Origin of the sequence: Mesorhizobium sp. L103C105A0 (assembly GCF_000502215.1) — a bacterium.
GTDB lineage: Bacteria > Pseudomonadota > Alphaproteobacteria > Rhizobiales > Rhizobiaceae > Mesorhizobium.
The window spans coordinates 124,211-142,271 of the sequence record NZ_AYXF01000004.1 but is presented as its reverse complement, the minus strand read 5'-3'; the positions used below and the strand labels follow the sequence as shown (position 1 = coordinate 142,271).

General features: G+C 63.4%; 18 protein-coding genes and 1 pseudogene. 9 read left to right on the top strand and 10 right to left on the bottom strand.

Features of this window, described 5'->3' with window-relative positions:
- Positions 1–10: 10 nt before the first annotated feature.
- The 6 genes and pseudogenes from rbfA to X727_RS01000000164725 all read left to right on the top strand — a co-directional run bounded on the left by rbfA (position 11) and on the right by X727_RS01000000164725 (position 6,611).
- Positions 11–430: a 30S ribosome-binding factor RbfA gene (gene rbfA / locus X727_RS150410; RefSeq protein ID WP_023692585.1), complete on the top strand. Its 420-nt coding sequence runs from the start codon at positions 11–13 to the stop codon at positions 428–430.
- Positions 430–1,401, top strand: a complete 972-nt coding sequence (gene truB / locus X727_RS150415; RefSeq protein ID WP_023703480.1) for a tRNA pseudouridine(55) synthase TruB — start codon at positions 430–432, stop codon at positions 1,399–1,401. Before rbfA ends, truB begins: the two co-directional genes overlap by 1 nt.
- Positions 1,402–1,445: 44 nt before the next feature.
- Entirely contained in the window at positions 1,446–2,540 is a 1,095-nt protein-coding gene (corA, locus tag X727_RS150420) for a magnesium/cobalt transporter CorA (protein WP_023688739.1), read from the top strand.
- 59 nt (positions 2,541–2,599) lie between these two features.
- Complete coding sequence (rpsO, locus tag X727_RS150425) at positions 2,600–3,010, top strand: 30S ribosomal protein S15 (RefSeq protein ID WP_280790678.1); 411 nt, start codon at positions 2,600–2,602, stop codon at positions 3,008–3,010.
- A gap of 278 nt (positions 3,011–3,288) precedes the next feature.
- Positions 3,289–5,436 (top strand): polyribonucleotide nucleotidyltransferase, encoded by a 2,148-nt coding sequence (gene pnp, locus X727_RS150430; RefSeq protein WP_023834325.1) that lies wholly within the window; start codon positions 3,289–3,291, stop codon positions 5,434–5,436.
- Positions 5,437–5,521: 85 nt separating this feature from the next.
- A pseudogene (locus X727_RS01000000164725) lies at positions 5,522–6,611 on the top strand (class I SAM-dependent methyltransferase).
- A gap of 16 nt (positions 6,612–6,627) precedes the next feature.
- Here the strand turns inward: X727_RS01000000164725 and X727_RS150435 are convergent.
- The 4 genes from X727_RS150435 to fabA all read right to left on the bottom strand — a co-directional run bounded on the left by X727_RS150435 (position 6,628) and on the right by fabA (position 11,070).
- Positions 6,628–8,181, bottom strand: a complete 1,554-nt coding sequence (locus tag X727_RS150435; RefSeq protein WP_023834324.1) for a bifunctional diguanylate cyclase/phosphodiesterase — start codon at positions 8,179–8,181, stop codon at positions 6,628–6,630.
- Positions 8,182–8,365: 184 nt separating this feature from the next.
- Positions 8,366–9,178, bottom strand: coding sequence for an enoyl-ACP reductase FabI (gene fabI / locus X727_RS150440; protein WP_023669564.1), 813 nt, complete (start codon positions 9,176–9,178; stop codon positions 8,366–8,368).
- Positions 9,179–9,211: 33 nt separating this feature from the next.
- Complete coding sequence (fabB, locus tag X727_RS150445) at positions 9,212–10,432, bottom strand: beta-ketoacyl-ACP synthase I (RefSeq protein WP_023696728.1); 1,221 nt, start codon at positions 10,430–10,432, stop codon at positions 9,212–9,214.
- A gap of 122 nt (positions 10,433–10,554) precedes the next feature.
- Complete coding sequence (gene fabA / locus X727_RS150450; protein ID WP_023745272.1) at positions 10,555–11,070, bottom strand: 3-hydroxyacyl-[acyl-carrier-protein] dehydratase FabA; 516 nt, start codon at positions 11,068–11,070, stop codon at positions 10,555–10,557.
- 344 nt (positions 11,071–11,414) lie between these two features.
- Here fabA and irrA point away from each other — a divergent pair, with 344 nt between their 5' ends.
- Positions 11,415–11,846 carry an iron response transcriptional regulator IrrA gene (gene irrA, locus X727_RS150455; protein WP_031193300.1) on the top strand — a complete coding sequence of 144 codons (432 nt, stop codon included), beginning with the start codon at positions 11,415–11,417 and terminating at the stop codon, positions 11,844–11,846.
- A 10-nt stretch (positions 11,847–11,856) separates the two neighbouring features.
- Positions 11,857–12,216 carry a DUF4260 domain-containing protein gene (locus X727_RS150460; protein WP_023669568.1) on the top strand — a complete coding sequence of 120 codons (360 nt, stop codon included), beginning with the start codon at positions 11,857–11,859 and terminating at the stop codon, positions 12,214–12,216.
- A gap of 13 nt (positions 12,217–12,229) precedes the next feature.
- Here the strand turns inward: X727_RS150460 and X727_RS150465 are convergent, their stop codons facing one another.
- Positions 12,230–12,787 (bottom strand): SH3 domain-containing protein, encoded by a 558-nt coding sequence (locus X727_RS150465; RefSeq protein WP_023669569.1) that lies wholly within the window; start codon positions 12,785–12,787, stop codon positions 12,230–12,232.
- Between the two features lie 157 nt (positions 12,788–12,944).
- On the opposite strand from X727_RS150465, the gene X727_RS150470 reads away from it, so the two are divergent.
- The gene (locus tag X727_RS150470; RefSeq protein WP_023703476.1) at positions 12,945–13,946 is read left to right on the top strand and encodes a D-glycerate dehydrogenase; all 1,002 of its coding nucleotides are present in this window, start codon (positions 12,945–12,947) and stop codon (positions 13,944–13,946) included.
- A gap of 12 nt (positions 13,947–13,958) precedes the next feature.
- Here X727_RS150470 and X727_RS150475 read toward each other — a convergent pair whose 3' ends face one another.
- The 5 genes from X727_RS150475 to recF are packed head-to-tail and all read right to left on the bottom strand — an operon-like array spanning position 13,959 to position 18,044.
- Positions 13,959–14,372: a DUF126 domain-containing protein gene (locus X727_RS150475; protein WP_023834323.1), complete on the bottom strand. Its 414-nt coding sequence runs from the start codon at positions 14,370–14,372 to the stop codon at positions 13,959–13,961.
- A complete protein-coding gene (locus X727_RS150480; protein ID WP_023682000.1) occupies positions 14,369–15,622 on the bottom strand; it encodes an aconitase X catalytic domain-containing protein in 1,254 nt (417 codons plus the stop codon). Before X727_RS150480 ends, X727_RS150475 begins: the two co-directional genes overlap by 4 nt.
- On the bottom strand, positions 15,619–16,107 hold the full coding sequence (locus X727_RS150485) for a GNAT family N-acetyltransferase (protein ID WP_023755156.1): 489 nt from the start codon (positions 16,105–16,107) through the stop codon (positions 15,619–15,621). The genes X727_RS150480 and X727_RS150485 overlap by 4 nt, the downstream gene beginning before the upstream one ends.
- Before the next feature lie 4 nt (positions 16,108–16,111).
- The gene (locus X727_RS150490; protein WP_023681998.1) at positions 16,112–16,867 is read right to left on the bottom strand and encodes a molybdopterin-synthase adenylyltransferase MoeB; all 756 of its coding nucleotides are present in this window, start codon (positions 16,865–16,867) and stop codon (positions 16,112–16,114) included.
- A 31-nt stretch (positions 16,868–16,898) separates the two neighbouring features.
- The gene (recF, locus tag X727_RS150495; RefSeq protein WP_023726852.1) at positions 16,899–18,044 is read right to left on the bottom strand and encodes a DNA replication/repair protein RecF; all 1,146 of its coding nucleotides are present in this window, start codon (positions 18,042–18,044) and stop codon (positions 16,899–16,901) included.
- Positions 18,045–18,061 lie beyond the last annotated feature (17 nt).

The window sequence follows — 18,061 nt, the reverse complement described above, 5'->3', positions numbered from 1 at the left end:
ATTGAGAAAAATGCCCCGTCCAACCGCCTCCAGCCCATCCCAGCGCATGCTTCGCGTCGCCGAACAGGTGCGCCATGCGCTGTCGGAAACCTTGCAGCGCGGCGAGATTATCGACCCGCTGATCGAGAACACCGTGGTTTCGGTCTCGGAAGTGCGCATGTCCACTGATCTGAGGGTCGCAACGGCCTTCGTTTCGCCGCTCGGCGCCAAGGACACGGGTGCGGTCATCGACGCGCTCAACAAGCACGCGAAGTTCGTGCGTGGCCGCGTCTCCGGCGCGCTCCGCCAGATGAAGTTCATGCCGGAGTTCCGCTTCAAGCTCGATACGTCCTTCGACAATTTCGCCAGGATCAACGATTTGCTGAAATCGCCGGAAGTCGCGCGAGACTTGGGTACCGATGGCGAAGACAACGACAAGGACGAGAAATAGTGGGGCGCCGCGGCAAGAAGAAGGGCCGGCCGATCTCCGGCTGGGTGGTGCTGGACAAGCCGGTTGGCATGGGTTCGACCGAAGCCGTCTCCAAGATCAAATGGCTTTTCCAGGCCGAAAAGGCCGGCCATGCCGGCACGCTCGACCCGCTGGCCTCTGGCATGCTGCCGATCGCGCTGGGCGAGGCAACCAAGACCGTGCCTTATGTGCAGGACGGCGCCAAAATCTACCGGTTCACCGTCGCTTGGGGCGAGGAGCGTTCGACCGACGATCTCGAAGGCCCGGTGACGCAAAGTTCCGACCGCCGTCCGGCGGAAGAAGATGTCAGGGCGCTGCTGCCGAACTACACCGGCGTCATCATGCAGACACCGCCGCAATTCTCGGCCATCAAGATATCAGGCGAACGCGCCTACGATCTCGCCCGTGGGGGCGAGACAGTCGACATCCCCGCGCGCGAGATCGAGATCGGCCGTCTGGACATCGTCGAGCACGCTGCCGACCACACTTCGTTCGAGGTCGAATGCGGCAAAGGCACCTATGTGCGCTCGCTGGCCCGCGACATGGGCCGCGACCTCGGCTGCTTCGGCCACATCGCCGAATTGCGCAGGGTCGAGGTCGAGCCGTTCACCCAGGAGGATTTCGTCACCGTCGCCGAACTGGAAGCCGCCCGTTTCGGCGAACAGCGCGAAGCTGACGAAGAGGGCGACGCCGATGTTGCCGACGCGCCGATCGACTTTGGCGCAATCGATGCGCTGCTCGTCGACACGGCCGCCGCGCTCGACTGCCTGCCGCAGATTGCCATCAGCGACGAAGCGGCGACCAAGATCCGCCTTGGCAATCCCGTCATCATCCGCGGCCGCGACGCGCCCGTGGAAGCCGAGGAAGCCTGCGCCACCGCGCGCGGCAAGCTTGTCGCCATCGGCGCCATCGAGCAAGGCATGTTCAAGCCGAAGCGGGTCTTTGCCGGCTGACCACTCCCGTCTAGTTTTACGTCGACGTCACATCCGAGGGGCACATGGCAAAGGCTGAGGCGGTGAAGAAGCGGGCGCCGGTGACAACGCGCCGGCCGCCGGTTGGAGCCTCGCCCGGCACGCTGATCGCCGATCCGGCGGCGCGACGGTCCGAGCTGCGGCTGACGCTGATTTCGCCTGAAAAATTCAAGACCATCAACGATGCCAGCATCGACGATCTCAACACCCATTGCGACAACTGGCCGGTCGTCTGGTTGGACTGCACCGGTCTCGCCAACATCCAGCTGATCGAGGAGATCGGCCGGATCTTCAACCTGCATCCACTGGCTCTGGAAGATGTCGTCAACACCGGCCAGCGGCCGAAGGTCGACTTCTTCGAGGACCACGCTTTCGTCGTCATGCGCATGATCGACGACGTCAAGGTGCATCGCTATGAGCAGATCGCGGTGTTCTTCGGCAAGAAATTCGTCGTCACCTTCCAGGAGCGCGAAGGCGATCCGTTCGACCCCGTGCGCAAGCGCATCGCCGCAGCGTTGCCCAACCGCTTGCGGATGCGCGGCGCCGACTATCTGGCCTATGCGCTCATCGATTCCATCGTCGACAGCTATTTCCCGCCGATTGAGGCCGCTAGCGAGGAGGTCGATGGCATCGAGGACGAGATGCTCAACACGCCTCACAAGCATCAGATGCGCCAGCTGCACGAATTGCGGCGCGACGCCAATGTGCTCAAGGGCGTGCTGTGGCCGATGCGCGACACGCTGGCGACGCTGATCCGCAACGACGTGCCCTATGTGAAGCCGGAGACGAAAATCTTCTTCAACGACACGCTCGACCACGCATTGCGGCTGATCGAGCTGGTCGAGAACCAGCGTGATATGCTGACCGGCTTGATCGAAATGCATTTGTCGCTGAGCCAGGCGCGCACCAACGATGTGATCTCTTATCTCACCATCGTCTCGGTGATTTTCATGCCGCTAACCTTCCTGGTCGGTATCTGGGGGATGAATTTCGATCCCGAGAGCTCGCCGTGGAACATGCCGGAACTGAAAGCCTACTATGGCTACCCGGCTTCGCTGCTGTTCATGCTGGCCGTTGCTGTCGGGCTGATCGTCTTCTTCAAAAGCAAGAAGTGGCTGTAAGCTTCAGGTATCAGGGGGATCCTGGATTCCTGAGCAAAGGGCTGCGACGAGCCGGCTTTATGAATGGGCTGGTGTTTTCCAGGGAATTGCCTTATATGCGCCGCAGCATCGCGCCATGTCGCTTTGCTTGCACCGGCCCCTGCTGGACGACATCCCGGCTGAGGGCGACCCGTTTCCTCAAACAGATAAGGAAAAACACGATGTCGATTACTGCCGAGCGCAAACAGGAATTGATGGGTGAATTCGCAACCGCCAAGGGCGATACCGGGTCTCCGGAAGTCCAGGTGGCCATCCTTTCCGAGCGCATCAAGAACCTGACCGACCACTTCAAGGACCACAAGAAGGATAACCATTCCCGCCGTGGTCTGCTCGCTCTCGTCTCCCAGCGCCGCAGCCTGCTTGATTATCTCAAGCGCAAGGATGACGCGCGCTATCAGACGTTGATCGAGAAGCTCGGTCTGCGCCGTTGACGAATTGACCGGCGGGCTTTCGAAGGAGAGCCCGCCGGTCGCGCATTCTGCCAGTCGCATCGATTGGCCAGACCCGGTTTCGAGCGCGCAGAGGCCACTCGAAACCGCCCATGGACGGTCATGGGGCAGGATTGCAGGACGCTCGTGCGCTAACCAGCGCCGAAATCTACCCGAGCTTCCCGTTGTCTTGCCCGTGGCTGCCCGAGAAAGGAAGCCAGGGAAAGGGCATCCGCGCACCGTGAAACGGCGCGGCCCTTTCCGCTTATTAAGGACAAGATATGTTCAACTACCACAAAGTGGAAATCGAATGGGGCGGCCGTCCGCTCATCCTGGAAACCGGCAAGATCGCACGTCAGGCTGACGGCGCGGTGCTTGCGACCTACGGCGAAACCAAGGTTCTCGCCACCGTCGTTTCGATGAAGGAGCCGAAGCCAGGCCTCGATTTCTTCCCGCTGACCGTCAACTACCAGGAAAAGACCTACGCCGCCGGCAAGATCCCCGGCGGCTACTTCAAGCGCGAGGGACGTCCGAGCGAAAAGGAAACGCTGGTTTCCCGCCTGATCGACCGCCCGATCCGCCCTCTCTTCGCCGACGGCTACAAGAACGACACCCAGATCGTCGTCACCGTCGTCCAGCATGACCTCGAGAACGATCCCGACATCCTGTCGATCGTCGCCACCTCGGCCGCTTTGACGCTCTCGGGCGTTCCCTTCATGGGCCCGATCGGCGGCGCCCGCGTCGGCTACATCAACGGCGAATACGTGCTGAACCCGCATGTCGATGAGATGCAGGAATCCAGGCTGGACCTCATTGTCGCCGGCACCGCCGACGCCGTGCTGATGGTCGAGTCCGAAGCCAAGGAACTCGGCGAAGAGCTGATGCTCGGCGCCGTCATGTTCGGCCACAGGGGCTTCCAGCCGGTCATCGACGCCATCATCAAGCTGGCCGAAGTTGCCGCCAAGGAGCCGCGCGATTTCACGGCGCCGGACTACTCCGCGCTTGAAGCCGAAATGCTGAAGATCGTCGGCGACGAGCTCAGCAATGCCTACAAGAACGTCGACAAGCAGAAGCGTTACGCCGCCGTCGACGCCGTCAAGGCGAAGGTCAAGGCAGCGTTCGCTTCGGCCGAAGGCGAAGACGCCAAGTACACCTCCGAGCAGATCGGTTCGGTGTTCAAGGAACTCCAGGCCAAGGTCGTGCGCTGGAACATCCTCGACACCGGTTCGCGCATCGATGGCCGTGACCTCAAGACGGTCCGCAAGATCGACTCGGAAGTCGGCGTCTTGCCGCGCACGCACGGTTCGGCGCTGTTCACCCGCGGCGAGACCCAGGCGCTTGTGGTTGCCACATTGGGCACCGGCGAGGACGAGCAGTATGTCGATTCGCTGACCGGCATGTACAAGGAGAAGTTCCTCCTTCACTACAACTTCCCTCCCTACTCCGTCGGTGAGACCGGCCGCATGGGTTCGCCGGGCCGCCGCGAAATCGGCCACGGCAAGCTCGCCTGGCGCGCCATCCGTCCGATGCTGCCGAGCGCTGACCAGTTCCCCTACACGCTGCGCGTCGTCTCGGAGATCACCGAGTCCAACGGTTCGTCGTCGATGGCCACCGTCTGCGGCACATCGCTGGCGCTGATGGATGCCGGCGTTCCGCTGGCCAAGCCGGTTGCTGGTATCGCGATGGGCCTGATCAAGGAAGGCGAGCGCTTCGCGGTTCTGTCCGACATCCTGGGTGACGAAGATCACCTCGGCGACATGGACTTCAAGGTCGCCGGTACCGAAGGCGGCATCACCTCGCTGCAGATGGACATCAAGATCGAGGGCATCACCGAGGAGATCATGAAGATCGCGCTGGACCAGGCCAAGGACGGCCGCCAGCATATCCTCAGCGAGATGGCGCATGCTCTGACCGGCGCCCGCCCCGAACTCGGTGAGTTCGCACCGCGCATCGAGGTCATGCACATCCCGACCGACAAGATCCGCGACGTGATCGGCTCCGGCGGCAAGGTTATCCGCGAGATCGTCGAGAAGACCGGCGCCAAGATCAACATCGAGGACGACGGCACGGTCAAGATCGCTTCGTCGAACGCCAAGGAGATCGAGGCGGCCAAGAAGTGGATCCATACCATCGTCGCCGAGCCGGAAGTCGGCGAGATCTACGAAGGCACGGTCGTCAAGACCGCCGACTTCGGCGCTTTCGTCAACTTCTTCGGTCCGCGTGACGGCCTCGTCCACATCTCGCAGCTTGCCAACGACCGGGTCGCCAAGACCTCGGACGTCGTCAAGGAAGGCGACAAGGTCTGGGTCAAGCTGATGGGCTTCGACGAGCGCGGCAAGGTCCGCCTGTCGATGAAGGTCGTCGACCAGGCCACCGGCAAGGAAATCGCCCCCGACAAGAAGGCCGAAGGCGAAGAAAACGCCGCCTGAGTGGTCTGACAATAGAGTTGAACGGGCGCGGCTTATGTCGCGCCCGTTTTCGTTTAATACCCGTCTACGACATGAGAATCGAAGAATGGCCGCTGAGCCGCTGAAGACACTGTTCCATCCCTTCGAGGCCGAGGGGCTCCCTCTGCCGCAAAAGGGCGAGCGTGTGTTGTTCCTGGGTGCGGAGCCCGGCTTCCGCTTGCCGGAAGGCTTCGAGGCAGAGCTCCATCTTGCACAGGGTTTCCGGCCGCATCTCCGAGCGCTGGAGCGTGCCGGTCACAAGGTAACGCCGCGCGCGGAAGGCGATGCATTCGATGCAGCGCTCGTGCTTGCCGGCCGCCATCGTGGGCTAAACGAGATGCGTATTGCCGAGGCGATCGAACGCGTCACGCCGGGCGGTCTGATCATTGTCGCCGGCGGCAAGGACGAAGGCATCGCCAGCCTGCGCAAGCGCATCGACGAGCTTGTCCCCATCGAAGGGCATCTGCCGAAATATCACGGCATCGCCTTCTGGCTTCGCCGTCCGGCCGATCTGGCGCCTGCGGAAAAACTGCGCGTCGCCAATCCCGCCTTGGTCGTAGAGGACCGCTTCCGTACCGCGCCTGGCATGTTCTCCTTCGACCGGATCGACGTCGGCTCGAAACTTCTGGTCGACAACCTGCCCAAAGACCTGCGCGGCAACATTGCTGATTTCTGCGCCGGCTGGGGTTATGTCGCCGCCGAGGTCGCGGCACGTTCATCCGGCATAACGGGGCTCGACCTTTACGAAGCGGATTTCGACGCGCTTGAGGCGGCCAGGGGCAATATCGGCCAGACAGGCTTCGAGCCCGGCTTCTTCTGGACCGATCTGCTGAGCGAGCCGGTCGAGCGGCGCTATGATGCCATCGTCATGAACCCGCCCTTCCATCGCAGCCGGGCGGCNTCTGCTGAGCGAGCCGGTCGAGCGGCGCTATGATGCCATCGTCATGAACCCGCCCTTCCATCGCAGCCGGGCGGCCGAGCCGGAAATCGGCGCCGGCATGATCCAGGCGGCGGGCAAGGCGCTGAAGCCGGGCGGGCGGCTGTTCATGGTGGCGAACCGTCAGCTGCCTTACGAACCGGTTCTGAAGGCCGTCTTCTCCAGCCATGCCGAGCTCGCCCGCGACGGCATGTTCAAGGTTTTCTCCGCGCGCCGATAGGACGGTGCCGGTCACCTCAATGCATGCTGACGATGCGCGCCGGCTCGTGGACGGGAATGGTCGGTCTGATGTCGCCAGGCTTGATCTTGAGCGGCGCCGGCCTGCCGAACAGATAGCCTTGCACCATCTCGCAGCCGGCCGCCCGCAAGAGCGTCGCCTGGTTCTCGGTCTCGACGCCTTCGGCGATGATGCCGACGCCGAGCGCCCGCGACAGGCCAACGATGGTAGAGACGACGGCGCCCGAATTGGAATCGGTGTCGATGCGGCTGACGAACGAGCGGTCGATCTTCAGCTTGCCGAAGGCGAAGTCGATCAGGTAGCTCAGATTGGAATAGCCGGTGCCGAAATCGTCGACCGCCACCGAGATGCCCATGTCGGCAAGCTGCTGCAGGATGATGGCGGCGCGGTCACGGTCCTGCATCATCGCCGTCTCGGTCAGTTCGAGCTCCAGGCGCGACGGCTTGATGCCGGTGCTGGCCATCGTGTCGCGCACGATGCCGACGAAATCCTTGGTCATGAACTGGACCGGCGAGATGTTGACGGCAACGAAGCAGTCCTCGGGCAAATGACGGGCATCGCTGCAGGCCTTGTTCAGCACCCAATTGCCGATCGGGTGGATCATGCCGGTCTCTTCGGCGATCGGAATGAATTCCATCGGCGGGATCATGCCGCGTTCCGGGTGCTTCCAGCGGATCAGCGCCTCGTAGCCGACGACACGGCCGGTCGGCAGGTCGAGCTGCGGCTGGTAATGAAGGTCGAAATCGCCACGGTCGAAGGCGATGTGCAGTTCGGATTCGATCCAGTGGCGGTAGTCGGCGACCTGGCCCATGTCGGAATGGAAGACCGACCAGTTGCCCACGCCGCCGGCGCGGGCATTCTGCAGCGCCAGGTTGGAGCGGCGCAGGATGAGGACCGGATCGACGCCATCCTTTGGCATCGCCACGATGCCGACCGACAGGCCGACCGACTGCAGGTGAGAATCGAGCTGGTACGGCTTCAGCATCTCCTCGATCATGGTTTCGACGGTGCTTTCCATCGAGCTTTGGAGTTGGTGTTCCCAGACAAGGATAGCGAACTCGCCGGCGCCGATGCGCCCCATCACCGCGCCTTCGGGCATGCAGGCCTTCAACCGCTTGGTGAAGCCGCGGATCAGTTCGTCGCCATGGCTGTAGCCGATGGCGTCGTTGATCTGCTTGAAGCGGTCGATGTCGATGTCGATGAGGAACACCGGCTCACCGGTCCTGATCGTCGCGGACGCCGCGTCGGCAATCCTGCCGACCATCGCCGGCCGCGCCAAAAGCCCGGTCAGCTTGTCGAAATGGGTTTCGTTGAAAACGTAGTCCACCGATTCATCGACGCCGGCGAAGAAGGACAAGGCAGCACCGGCGGCGGCCAGCGCGCATAGCGCCGACGCGATGCCGATCATGGTTTCCGCCTGCATGCCGGCAAAGCCGTCCCCGAAACCATGCCGGAGGCCCCAAAGCCCAAGGATGAAACTGCCAAGGCCCGAACTGGCGACGGTGAGCAGCCGGAACACAGGTGTTCGCTTCGGGTTGCTGACAGCAGGCATTGCTCAGTCCCTGTCGCATGATCCCGAAATCAACTCGACTTTCGGGAAATATCACGCGCAAATTCATAAAGGCTAAAGCATCCTTTGCGCCCAGCAAGAACGCGCAGAGCCCAAGCCCATAGGACTTCTAGCGGATATCTCCTTAAAATGAGTTTCCGCCGATGCATCTAATTTTTCTGGTGAATTAATCGCGTACGCTGTCGGTCTGCTTCAACTCATCCAGGGTTGGCATCGACACGATGTGATAGCCGGAATCCACATAGTGGATTTCGCCGGTGACGCCTGACGAGAGGTCGGACAAAAGATAGAGCGCCGAGCCGCCGACCTCGTCGATGGTCACCGTGCGGCGCAGCGGCGAGTTGCGCTGCTGGTAGGAGTACATGTGGCGGGCGTCCGAGATTCCGGCGCCGGCCAAAGTACGCACCGGTCCCGCCGATATGCCGTTCACCCGGATGCCGCGCGGGCCATAATCGTTGGCGAGATAGCGCACGCTGGCTTCCAGCCCGGCCTTGGCGACGCCCATGACGTTGTAGTTCGGCATGACGCGGACAGAGCCGGCATAGGTCAGCGTGATCATCGCGCCGCCTTCGCTCATCAGCGGGGCGGCATGGCGGGCGACCTCGGTGAAGGAGTAGCAGGAGATGACCATGGTGCGGACGAAATTGTCGCGGCTGGTGTCGGCGTAGAGCCCTTTGAGCTCGTTCTTGTCGGAAAAGCCGATGGCGTGGACGACGAAGTCGAGCCCGCCCCATTCCTTGCCGAGCGTCTCGAAGGTAGCGGCGACCGATGCGCTGTCCTCGACGTCGCACGGCACCACCAGTGACGCCCCAAGTTTCTCGGCAAGCGGCTTGACGCGGCGCCCGAAGGCGTCGCCCTGATAGGTGAAGGCAAGCTCCGCCCCGTGTTCGGACAATTTCCTGGCGATGCCCCAGGCGATCGAATGATCGTTGGCGACGCCCATGACAAGCCCGCGCTTGCCCTTCATCAGTCCGTCCATGGCCGGCAATCCCCCTACAATAAAACGCTGGCCTTATGCGGAATAGCGCTGGAAAATCAACGTTGCGTTGGTGCCACCGAAGCCGAACGAATTGGACAAAACCGTGTCGATCCTGGCGTCGTCGATGCGCTTGCGCACGATCGGCATGCCCTCGAATTCGGGATCGAGGTTTTCGATGTGGGCGCTCTCGCCGATGAAGCCGCCTTGCATCATCAGGATCGAGTAGATCGATTCCTGGACGCCGGCGGCACCCAGCGAATGGCCGGTCAGCGACTTTGTCGAGGTGATGAACGGCATCGTGTCGCCGAACACCTCTCGGATGGCGCCCATTTCCCGGGAATCGCCAACCGGCGTCGAGGTGCCGTGGGTGTTGATGTAGTCGACCGGCGTGGACACCGTCGCCAGAGCCTGGCGCATGCAGCGCACCGCGCCTTCGCCCGACGGCGCCACCATGTCGTAACCGTCCGACGTCGCGCCATAGCCGACGATCTCAGCGTAGATCTTGGCGCCGCGCGCCTTGGCGTGTTCGAGCTCCTCCAGGATGAGGACGCCCGCGCCGCCCGCGATGACGAAGCCATCGCGATTGGCGTCATACGCGCGGGAAGCTGTCGGCGCACGATCGTTATACTTCGACGACATCGCGCCCATGGCATCGAACAGGTCCGACATCGTCCAGTCGAGGTCTTCATGGCCGCCGGCAAACATCACATCCTGCTTGCCCCACTGGATCAGTTCGTAGGCGTTGCCGATGCAATGCGCCGAGGTCGAGCAGGCCGACGAGATCGAATAGTTGACGCCGTGGATCTTGAACCAGGTGGCGAGCGTCGCCGACGCGGTCGACGACATCGCCTTCGGCACCGCGAACGGACCGATGCGCTTGGGGCTGTTGTTCTTGAGCGTGGTCTCGGCCGCCTCGACGATGGTGCGGGTCGAGGGGCCGCCCGAGCCCATGACGATGCCGGTGCGCTCATTGGTGATGTCGCTTTCGCCAAGCCCGGCGTCGGCGATCGCCTGGTCCATCGCGACATGGTTCCAGGCCGCGCCCTGGCTCAGGAAGCGCATGGCACGCCGGTCGATCATAGGGGTCGGGTCGAGCGTCGGCGCGCCCCAGACCTGGCAGCGGAAGCCGTGTTCGGCGAAGGAATCGGAGAAGCTGATGCCTGATTTGGCATCGTGGAGCGAGGATTGCACCTCGTTGGCGTTGTTGCCGATCGACGATACGATGCCGAGGCCTGTGACGACGACCCTTCTCATTCGCAACTCCTTCCAGCGGATGATCCCGAAACCCTAGTCGGTTTTCGCCGGCGATCATACGCAAAATCAAAATGCCGCAGCGTCGTTGCGCGTCCGGGAACGCCCTGCTGCAGTGGCGCCGGTCAGGCGGCCGATTGCTTGGACAGCCCCACCTTGAGGTCTGTCGCAGCGTATATGGGTTCGCCGTCGGCCTTAAGCCAGCCATCGGCGATACCGAGCACCAGGCGTCCACGCATGACGCGCTTGAAATCGATGCCGTATTCCACCTTCTTGACCGAAGGCGTCACCATGCCCTTGAACTTCACTTCGCCGGTCGACAGCGCCATGCCCTTGCCCGGCTCGCCGAGCCAGCCGAGGTAGAACCCCGTCAATTGCCACATGGCATCGAGGCCCAGGCACCCAGGCATGATCGGATTGCCGATGAAATGGCAGGCGAAGAACCACAGGTCCGGCTTGATGTCGAATTCGGCGCGGATGAAGCCCTTGTCGTGGGCGCCGCCGGTCTCGCTGATCTCGGTGATGCGGTCGAACATCAGCATGGGCGGGTAGGGTAGCTGGGCGTTGCCGGGCCCGAACAGTTCGCCGCGGGCGCAGGCAAGCAATTCCTCATAACCGTAGTTGGATTTCGAACCCGCCATATGTCTCGTCCCCATAATGTCCCGGGCGGTGGGGCGCCCTTGTCGTTGGTTTCCTAACACAATCCCTTTCGGGCCGGAAACCGGCGTTTGCGCTTAACCCGCCCGTCTGCCCGGGTCAATGCGCGCTCTCGCATCGGCCCGAAATCGATTTCGATTCCGGAAAGCACGATGTGACGCCAAAAAAGCAATAGAGCGCACTTAGTGCGTCCAACTGGACGCACGTCGCTCTATTGATCGTATTCCGCCAACAGAATATATGTCGGGAGGTATCCAGTTTCGGTTGATGACGTTTTTTCGCCACTCTGGGCGTGTCTTGAGGCAGAACTGTGGGCTTGGACGGATAGATGGATCTGGGCGGCCGGAAGGAAAATGTCGCTGTGGACAAGCGGGTTCGCGAAGCCGGCCTTAGGCCGACACGCCAACGCATTGCGCTGGCCGATCTGCTGTTTGCCAAGGGCGACCGCCACCTTTCGGCCGAGGAACTGCATGAAGAGGCGGTCGCCGCCGGCGTGCCGGTCTCGCTCGCCACCGTCTACAACGCGCTTCACCAGTTCACCCAGGCCGGCCTGCTGCGCATCCTGGCGGTCGAGGGGTCCAAGACCTATTTCGACACCAACACCTCCGATCACCATCATTTTTACATCGAAGGCGAAAACAGGATCTTCGATATAGAAAGCGGTCCGGTGACCGTCTCCAACCTGCCGGAGCCACCCGCAGGCATGGAGATCGCCAATGTCGACATCGTGGTGAGGCTGCGCCCGAAGCGCAGCGTTTAAGCCCCAACCCGTGAAACCTGTCGATTTTGCAATCCGGCTCGAATGGGTTGCGGTCGCGGTCGTGGCTATAGTCGCCTATGCCGCGTCAGGCGTTTCCTGGTGGCTGTTCGCCCTGCTTATTCTGGCGCCCGACCTGTCGATGCTGGGCTATCTCGCCGGGGCACGGATCGGCGCTGTCGCTTACAACGCGTTGCACATCCTGATCGTCCCGCTGTTGCTGGCCCTCGCCGGATATGTTCTGGCCAATTCGACGGCGACCGCGATTGGTCTGATCTGGATCATCCACATCGCCGTCGACCGCGCGCTCGGCTACGGTCTCAAACTGTCGACCGGTTTTCAGGACACCCATCTCGGCCGTATCGGCCGTTAGGCCTCCAGCAATCTCAATTCTTGACGTGCTCGCCGGGATAGGCGCCCCACACCTGCGACTGGGCGATCCAGCCGGTGTGGCCGTCGAAGGTCATTTCGCACCACTGGCCATCGCAGGTTTTGATCGTGCCCGTAACGCCCGGCTCGATGATGGCGATGACGCTGGCGTCCTTATCGGCATCGTCGAGCAGATTGATTCGGCCACCTTTGGTGCGTTGCCAAGGGGCGACGATCGCGGTCCGGCGGCCGGACAGCAGCGACTGGTTGATCCAACCCTCCGAGCCATCGGCATCGCGCACCCGCCGCCAGGTATCGAATTCCTGGATGATTTCCATCGGCAGGCCGGCCTTTGTGTACATCCAGTCGACGGAATAGTTGGCGCCGGGGCCAACGCGCGAGTTGACGCGAGCCGATTTCAGGCTGACGAAACGCGGCAGCGGCAGGCCGCTCGGCCCGAGCGTGACCGTCTGCACAGGTGCGGCGGCACCTTGCGCCGCGGCTTGCGGGGAATGCAGGAGAGCGCCGAGAAGCGCTGCGCTGAGGATCAGGCGAAGCGACGCGAAACCAGACACTTTCATTCCTTTCGGCGCGTGCCCTTTGGTCCGGGCGCCCCTTTTTCTTTGTCTTCGGCGGCACCGCTTGTTACAGGAGTGGCAGGCACCGCGACCGGTATTCAGTTTCGCCTGTCTTGGTTAAAGAGGTCTCAACGAGATCGGGTTCGAGGAAACAATGGCAGGCAAAAAACGGCCTCTCGTCGTCATCACGCGCAAGCTGCCCGATCCGGTCGAGACCCGCATGCGCGAACTCTTCGACGCCAGGCTGAATGTCGAGGACCGCCCGATGACGCAGCCGGAGCTGGTCGCGGCGATCAAGGAAGCCGATGTGCTGGTGCCGACCATCACCGACCAGATCGATGCGGCGCTGATTGCCCAGGCCGGCGACAATCTCAAGCTGATCGCCAATTTCGGCAATGGCGTCGACAAGATCGATGTGGCGGCGGCGGCCAAGAAAGGCATTACCGTCACCAACACGCCGAACGTGCTGACCGAAGATACGGCCGACATGACCATGGCGCTGATGCTGGCCGGGCCGCGGCGGCTGGCCGAAGGCGCCAATGTGCTCACCAGCGACAAGAAATGGGCCGGTTGGTCGCCGACCTGGATGCTCGGCCGGCGCATCTGGGGCAAGCGCCTCGGTATCGTCGGCATGGGCCGCATCGGCACTGCGGTTGCGAGGCGCGCCAAGGCTTTCGGCCTGTCGATCCACTACCATAACCGCCATCGCGTGCTGCCGGCGGTCGAGGAAGGGCTGGAGGCGACCTATTGGGAAAGCCTCGACCAGATGCTTGCCCGCATGGACATCATCTCGATCAACTGCCCGTCGACGCCGGCGACCTTTCATCTGCTTTCGGCGCGGCGCCTAGCTCTGCTTCAGCCCACCGCCTATGTGGTCAACACCGCGCGCGGCGACATCATCGACGAGGAAGCGCTGGTCAAGCTGATCCAGGACGGCAAGATCGCCGGCGCCGGCCTCGACGTCTACGAGCACGAACCGGCGCTGAACTCGAAACTGCTGAAGCTTGCCGCCAAGAACAAAGTCGTGCTTTTGCCGCATATGGGTTCTGCGACGATCGAGGGCCGCATCGACATGGGCGAGAAGGTGATCATCAACATCCGCGCCTTCTTCGACGGCCACCGGCCGCCGGACCGCGTGCTGCCGCTACGGACTTGAAGCGGGCCGCGTTCAGGATGCGGTTGTGAGGGCGCCATCCGCCGCGACACTCACACGCTTGCCGCGATAGGCCTCAAAAGCGTCGCGCCTGAGCCTGAGCGCTACCGGCGTCGGCCAGCCCATTTCCCTGGCCACAATCAAGCCAAGCAGCAGGATCGCGTCCGGCTCGTGCAGCACGAGTGCCGTCGGCGCATGGCCATTGTGGACGAGTTCCATCAGCACGGCTGACGCTGAGGACGAGCCGATCGTGCCGGGCAGGAACAGCACACGCCCGGAAATGGTCTCGCCATGCTGCGGGTGACGGACATCGGCGATGCGGCCGCTCTTCGGATCGACGCCGCCCCAGAAGCTGATCGGCGCCGTCAGCACCAAGGCCAGCCCTTCGCCTCCGCTGCCCGGCACCAGGATTTCAGCGACGGCGCTCATGCGGCGATATCCGTAAACCTGGGCTTACCGGCAACCGCGCTTTCCACGCAGTCGGCCAGCGAGCCGTAAAGCACGGCGTAACCGGTATTGCCCGGCGCGTAGTGCGCGAATTTTCCCGAATTGGTCATCAGCACGCCGCCGGCCAGATTCGGCAGGATCGGCGTCACCACCACGCAGGTGTCGGCGACGATGATGACGCCGCTGGCTTCGAGCATCTTGCGCTTGCCGTTCTGCTCCAGCCTGGTGAGCACGTGGCGGCCGGTGCAGGCGTAAATCGGCACGCTGAGCCGCCGCCCGCCAATCAGCCGCTCAAGTGCATCGAATTCGGCCAAAGACAGATGCGGACTGCCGATCGCCACGGCATCGATGGCGGTCTGCGTGGCTGCGGTGGACAGGCCGGCGCGGGCCTTCATGGCCATCTCCGGCGTTACGCGGATCATCGTTTCCGGCCTGCCGCCCACCAGGATGGTCTCGGCGTCGGGCGCTTCTGGCGTTACCCCAGCGATATGGAACAGGCCGACGGCGCCCGACGATGCCGCCGCCGCGCCGAAGGCCTTCAGCGCATCCTCGCCGGGATGGCTGGATATGCCGGTGACGACGCCGACCGCGTTGCCGACCTCACGGCCGTAGAGGTTGCCCAGCACCGGCCAGGCGATCTCCGAACCAAGGAACGAGGCGGAGAGGCCGGACACATCGAACACCAGCCGTGCCTGCCGGTTCTCGGGGCGATGCAGGCCGTAATCCGGCGCGCGGCCCGATATGGCGCAGGCGATGTCGAGGAAGTCGCCATAGCGGTTGGTGCGTGCCCCCAGCACCGAATTGCAGAACACCACCGCGTTGGATTCACCCCAGGCGACATCGCTGCCAAGCGCTGGCCTGTGGCCGGCCTGATAGGGCGCGCAGGTCCAGCTCTGCTCGCAGCCCAGTTTGCGGTAGGCCTCCATCATTCGTCGCGCCATGCCGCGCGCCGGCTCTTCGAGGCGCACGCGCGAGCAGCCCATCAGGTCGAGCGCGCCGACATTGAGCGTCGAGCGCACCGCGACCCTGGCGCCGCCATCGACCAGCCTTTCGGCAAACAGCGTGCCGGAATCGCCGTGATAGAGCGCGCCGTCTATATGCGTCGAGGCGATCGGGATCAGTCGCGGCGCGCCGAGCAGCGCAGCGCTTTCGGCAACGATGCGCATCGCCATCGCCGCCCCGTCATGGCCGGAGGCGATTGTCTGCTCCTGTGCGCTGAGGGCGAGGCTCACGCGAACTCCTTGCGCATGGTGATCGAGGTCGGCCGGTCATAACCGTCATGCGCCGTGCGCGCGGTTTCGCGGAAGCCGAGACGCGCAAAGGTTGCGTGATTTGCCGTGAGCTCGACCCGCGTCTGCAGTTCGATGGCGGGTTTGTTGCGGTTGCGGGCAAGGTCCTCGACAGCCTGCATCAATCGTCTGCCGATGCCTTGGCCCTGAAGCCCGAGTTCGACGGCGAACTTGCCGATATAGAAATCATCGGGTCTCTCCAGCGCAAAAACGCAGCCTGCGATCTGGCCGCCCTGCAGAGCCACGAACACCGTTTCCCGCCCAGCCTTGTCCCTCAGGCTTTCGACGCACAGCAGATGCGCAGAGGAGGGCGGGTCGATGACGCCGTCCATCGGTGCAAAGGCGCGCATGATCAGGCTGAGCAGTTCGTCCCAGCGGTCGAAGCCGGGGGCGAACTGCGTGACCAAAACACTGGCAGGCTGATCCATGCGGTCAGCTTCTCTTGTAGCGGATCGTGTCGAAGCGCGCCGACAGCGCATCGTAGAGCAGCAGCCGGCCGACCAGTGGTTCGCCGATACCGGTGATCAGCTTGATGGCTTCCATTGCCTGCAAGGTGCCGATGACGCCGGTCAGCGCACCGACGACCCCGGCCACCGCGCAGGACGGCACCAGTCCTTCCGGCGGCGCTTCAGGAAAGAGGTCGCGATATCCAGGGTTCGGTCTGCCGTCGGCGCCGGTCCCGAACGGCATCAACACCGTCACCGAGCCGTCGAAGCGGCCGACGGCGGCATGCACGAGCGGCCGCTTTTCCGCCGCGCAGGCATCCGCCACCACATAGCGCGTCTCGAAATTGTCGGAGCCGTCGACGACCACGTCGTAGCGCGCGACGAGAACGGCAGCATTGTCGGCCGTCAGCCTGAAATCGTGCAATTCCACCGCGACATGGGGATTGATCCGGGCGATCGCTGCTTTGGCGCTCTCGGTCTTCGCCGTGCCGACCGTATGGGTGGCGTGGATCACTTGCCGCTGCAGATTGGACAGCGAGACAATATCGTCGTCGACGATTCCAAGCGTGCCGACGCCGGCGGCAGCGAGATATTCCAGCACCGGCGCGCCGAGGCCGCCGGCGCCGATCACCAGTACCCGCGCCCGCTTCAGCCTCTGCTGGCCGGCGCCGCCGATCTCGGGCAGCACGATGTGGCGGGCATAGCGTTCGAGCTCTTCGTCGGTGAGGGCGGCAGGGGTCATTGCCGGACCATATAGCGGAGCAAAAAGCTTGTCAGGTCTCTTCGGTTGGCCCAACCGTGCCGTGGTCGACGGTGAGGAACTGCGCGCGTCCCCTCAGGCTGGAAAACAGCGCGGCGTCGGTTCCGGTCATGAAGGCCTGGCAGCTCAGCTCTTCCAGGATCGAGAACAGCGCGGCGCGCCGGCCGGCATCGAGATGCGCGGCAATCTCGTCGAGCAACAGGATCGGCGTCATCCCCGACATCTCGCCGGTCAGCCTTGCGTGCGACAACACGATGCCGACCAGCAGCGCCTTCTGCTCTCCGGTCGAGCAGAGTTCGGCCGGCATCGCCTTGGGGCGGTGGCGCACCAGCAGATCCGAACGGTGCGGGCCATCGAACGTGCGTCCGGCGGCGCGGTCGCGCTCGCGGCCGTCGGCAAGGGCGGCGCGATAGCGTTCCTCGACGTCCACGGCGGGTGCTGTGGCGACGTCGCTTTCAAGGTCGCCGGAGAGGCTGATGTCGGCCTGCGGAAACGGCCCGCTGGAAGGCAGCCTGTCGATCATGGCGGTAAGCAGGCGTACCAGTTCGGCGCGCGCAGCCGCGATCGCCACGCCGGTTTCGGCCATCTGCATCTCGATGGCGTCGAACCAGGCGCCATCGCGCGAGCCTTCCGTAAGCAAGCGGTTACGTCCGCGCATCGCCTTCTCGTAATCGAGCGCACGCTGGCCGTGGCCGGGATCGACAGCCAAAACCAGCCGGTCGAGAAAGCGCCGCCGGTCGGCGGCAGGTCCGGGGAACAGGCCGTCCATGGCCGGCGTCAGCCAGACGACGCGCAGCCATTCCAGCATGGCGTCTGCCGACCGTGCCGGCGCGCCATTGATGCGCACCTTGCGACCGCCCTCGCCGGCCGCTTCACCCCCGGTGATGCCGGTGCCGATCTCGACCTGTCCCTCCGGCCCGTCGAGCCTTGCGTGGAGCGCAAAGCCGCCATCGCCGCCTTCGCGGGCCACGTCGACATAGGGCGCACGGCGCAGGCCGCGGCCCGGCGTCAGCAGGGAGATGGCTTCCAGAAGATTGGTCTTGCCGGCGCCATTGTCGCCGGAAAACACCACAGGGCCGGGGGAAAAGCCGATCGACAGCGCCGCATAGTTGCGGAAATTCGTAAGTGTTAGCTTCCTTATGTGACTTTGTTCCGGCAACCGCTATCCGCCTGTAG